Genomic DNA, 3667 nt, shown 5'->3' on the forward strand with positions numbered 1-3667 from the left:
GCGGCTTCGCGCGCGCAGCGGACCCCGGCTCGCGCGTATGCGCGGGTGGACACGGCTCCGCCGCGTCTCTTTACGTAGGCAACCTTATTTCTTAACCATGTGCGCTCCGTCTCCGCCCGCGATGCCGTAAGGGGTGACCTCGGTGACGGTCGTGTGTTCGGCTCGGACCAGGTGTCGGGTCTGTCGAGGGCGAATGCGCGTCCGTGTTCGAGCGGGCGGCCGTCGGTGTCCGACCGGTGACCGGCCTTCGTCGACTCGCCCACCGCGGAACGGAGTTGGTTCGCGGTCACCGCCGGGGGAGCGGCCGATCGCAACCACGGGCCGACGTCGACCGCGACGACGATCCGGCCGCCCGCGCACCCGGGCAGCGGGTTCAGGCTTGGCGGAGCGGTGCGAGCGCGTTGGTCCAGGCGATCACTTCGGTAAGCATCTGCTGGAGCGCATCGTCGTGGCGTGCGGCAGGCTCGAACGTCGTGAATTTCTCGAAGTCGGTCACGAGTGACAGGTTGACCTGGGTACGCACGGTTGCCAGTTGCAGCGCTCCGGCGATGAGTCGCAGGTGTTCGACGGCGCGAGCGCCACTGACGTTGCTGCCGTACGCGACGAAGCCGGCGGCTTTGTTGTTCCACTCGCCGTAGAGGAAATCGATGGCGTTTTTGAGCGCCGACGGGATCGACCGGTTGTATTCGGGGGTGACGAAGACGAACCCGTCGAGCTCGGCGACCCGGGCGCTCCAGGCGCGGGTGTGGGCATGCTCGTATGCGCCCATCAACGGGGATCGTGGCTCGTCGAACAGGGGCAGGTCGTAGTCGGCGAGGTCGACCAGTTCGAAGTCGGCGTCCTCGCGTGCCCCGGCCGTCTTCTCGACCCACTGCGCGACCTGAGGTCCAACGCGTCCGGGGCGGGTGGTGCCGAGGATGATCCCGATTCGGGTCATGTGCGTCTCCATGTCGTGGTGGGGGGAAGAGGCGCGAGCACGCCAAAACTTACTGTCAGTATGAAGCGAGGATGCCGGGGCCGGCCCCGGCACCTCTTACGCACTTCGAAGTCGGTTACGCACCTTCGGGGAAGAACCGCGCCGGCGTTGACCCGAGCGCCGCATGTCATGTGTGCGAGGTGATCCTCCTCGGCGTGCCGGGTGATGCGAGAGCCGCTACGAGGCCGTTCAACCGCAGACGTGTCCCGCCGCGAACATGCCGTAGGTCGTCGCTTCCGTCGCCTGTCGGTGCCACGAACGCGACCTGTTCCGTCCAGGCGAGCTCGGTCCCACCCGGCTCGGCGCGCAGCTCGACGGTCGCGAGGGAGGTCCAGCGCAGCATGTCGTCGACGTGAGACTCGTAGACGTAGACGATTCGGGCATCCGGGGCGATGTCGATATACCGCGACCAATACTTGAGCCGCTGCGGGGGTGTATCGAGAGTTGTGAAGGTGCTGTACGCGGTCTCACCACCGCCGACGCGGAAGTCGTGTTCGTACGTTGCTCCGCTGCCGGGGAGCTTGAACCACCGCCGCCGAAGGTCGGAGTCGGCGAACGCACGGAACACCTCGGCGGGGGACACGGAGAGGCGTAGCGCCACAGTGAACGTGTCGTGCCGGACACCATCGGGGACCGCCTCGGGCGGCGTGCCATGCGTCTGCCCTACTGCGCCGTCCTGGTTTTCGGTCATGACTGTGCGCTCCTGTCTGCAAGTTACGATCAGTAGGAAACGGCATGGTCCCGCGGATTGATCCGGCGCGGGGTCACGCACTTCGACGTCACTTGCGTACGCGGGAGGAAGAATCGTATGGCCGCACCCCTTCGTTCCGACCTCGTGGCCAGGGGAGTTGCCCCGGAATGCATCGAGACCATCGAACTCGTGCGGGACGTGCTCGCCCGGGTGGGAGACAAATGGACCGTCCTGGTGATCACCGCGCTCGCGCCCGGGCCGCTACGCTTCACCGCCCTGTACGAACAAGTGGCAGGCATCTCACAGCGGATGCTCAGCCAGACCTTGCGGCTCCTGACCCATGACGGTCTGGTGGCGAGAACGGCGTACGCGGAAGTCCCACCCCGCGTCGAGTACGCCCTCACACCGCTGGGCCGGTCGCTCGGCGACGCCGTGGACGGCGTCGTCCACTGGGTCCGGGAGCACCAGGTGGAGGTCATCCGGAACCGGACCGCGTTCGAAGCGCAAGCCCGGCAAGCCGGACGGCTGCGCTGATTCCCGGCCCGGCATGAGCCCTGCCGACATCCCGGCCCTCGTCGGAACCGAGCAAGGAAGTACTACCGTCCTCACCCGGCGGGCATCGTGAGATCGCCCGCTCGGGGTCCGACGGGCCGAGGGCCGCGCGTCAGTCGGCGGCCACGGCCTCGACGATGGACAGGACCGTGGGGGTGTCGAGGATGCGGTCGAGTCGGAGGCCGGCCTCGGCGAAGAGGGCCGCGAACTCCGACGCGGTGCGTTCCCGGCCGGCCAGGGAGGCCATCATCATCAGGTCCAGCGCCTTGGCCTGGTGTCGGGCGTCGCCGGGCGGGATGACGGCGTCCATGACCAGGACCCGGCCGTCGGGGGCCATCGCGCGGCGGCAGTTGCGCAGCAGCGTGACGCAGTGCTCGTCGTCCCAGTCGTGAGTGATCCGCTTCATCATGTAGATCTCGGCGCCGTCGGGGACCGAGGCGAAGAAGTCGCCCTCGACCGGTCGCCAGCGCCCTGCGAGGTCCGGGGACTCCAAGCGGTGACCCGCCAGCACGTGCTCTCGGTCGTAGAGCACGCCGTGCAGTCCGGGCCGGCCGCGCAGGGCGGCCCGGAGCAGACCGCCGTGGCCGCCGCCGACATCGACCACCACGCCGTGCTCCGGGAAGTCGTACGCGTCGGCGATGGGTTGGTCCTCCGGATCGGACATGGCCGCCATCCCGTCGTGGAAGACGGCGGCCGTGGCGGCGTCCCGCGCGAAGTGATCGAAGAACGGCATGCCGAAGATCGCGTCGAAGGCCGACCGGCCCTCGCGCAGGCAGCGGTCCATCTCGCCGGCCGGCAGCCACCTGGAGCGGTCGGTGATCATCAGGACGGCGGCCCGGACGGAAAGCGGGGCGTCACTGCGCAGCGCGCTGCCGGCGGCGGTGAGCCGGAAGGCCCCGGCGCCGTCCTCGGCGAACAGGCCGCGGGTGGCAAGCAGTCGCAGGACGCGGTGGAGGTACGCCGGGTCGGTGCCGGTCCGGCTCGCCAACTCGGCCGGGGTGCGCGGGCCTTCGGCCAGATGGTCGGCCACCCCGACGACGGCGGCCGCCCGGAGCGCGGCGGGGTAGAGGTAGGCCAGCGCCTCGTCGATCAGGTACGCCGCCGAGGCTCGGTCGTCCGGGTCGGTGGCGTCGGCCGGTTGGGGTTGGACATCGCTCACCGGATGACCTCCTCGTCGTGGGGGCCGTGCTGTCGCCTCATCGTGGCAGACGGTGTACGACGCGGACGTGGATTCCTCGCAGCCCGCCGCATCTCTTTCGTCCAACGATCGACCCGAGCTGCGTCGAACGGCCGACCCGGGCTTCGCCAATCGCCGACCCGGGCTGCGTCGAACGGCCGACCTCGGCCGGCGCCTTCACTGCCGCACGGCCGCGCCGGCGGCCGGGGGAGCGGCGCGCGCTGTGGCTCAGCGGGCTGCGGGGCCGGCCTTGTCGACGCGGTTCGCCAGA

Annotated in this window: 4 protein-coding genes; 1 reads left to right on the forward strand and 3 read right to left on the reverse strand. The window is 69.5% G+C overall.

All coding sequences use genetic code 11. From position 1 onward, the window contains the following. Positions 1–373: 373 nt before the first annotated feature. Positions 374–937 carry an NAD(P)H-dependent oxidoreductase gene (locus tag GT354_RS15320; RefSeq protein WP_161356869.1) on the reverse strand — a complete coding sequence of 188 codons (564 nt, stop codon included), beginning with the start codon at positions 935–937 and terminating at the stop codon, positions 374–376. Between the two features lie 166 nt (positions 938–1103). Further along, on the reverse strand, positions 1104–1667 hold the full coding sequence (locus GT354_RS15325; protein ID WP_161356870.1) for an SRPBCC domain-containing protein: 564 nt from the start codon (positions 1665–1667) through the stop codon (positions 1104–1106). Positions 1668–1784: 117 nt separating this feature from the next. Between GT354_RS15325 and GT354_RS15330 the strand changes: the two genes are divergently transcribed. Then, the gene (locus GT354_RS15330) at positions 1785–2201 is read left to right on the forward strand and encodes a helix-turn-helix domain-containing protein (RefSeq protein ID WP_161356871.1); all 417 of its coding nucleotides are present in this window, start codon (positions 1785–1787) and stop codon (positions 2199–2201) included. 130 nt (positions 2202–2331) lie between these two features. Here the strand turns inward: GT354_RS15330 and GT354_RS15335 are convergent, their stop codons facing one another. Then, positions 2332–3378, reverse strand: coding sequence for a methyltransferase (locus GT354_RS15335; RefSeq protein ID WP_161356872.1), 1047 nt, complete (start codon positions 3376–3378; stop codon positions 2332–2334). Positions 3379–3667 lie beyond the last annotated feature (289 nt).

The organism is Streptomyces sp. SID3343 (assembly GCF_009865215.1).
Lineage (GTDB): Bacteria > Actinomycetota > Actinomycetes > Streptomycetales > Streptomycetaceae > Embleya.

Coding starts and splice junctions, on each gene's coding strand:
- GT354_RS15320 (WP_161356869.1), bottom strand. CDS start 937: ATGACCCGAATCGGGATCATCCTCGGCACCACCCGCCCCGGACGCGTT.
- GT354_RS15325 (WP_161356870.1), bottom strand. CDS start 1,667: ATGACCGAAAACCAGGACGGCGCAGTAGGGCAGACGCATGGCACGCCG.
- GT354_RS15330 (WP_161356871.1), top strand. CDS start 1,785: ATGGCCGCACCCCTTCGTTCCGACCTCGTGGCCAGGGGAGTTGCCCCG.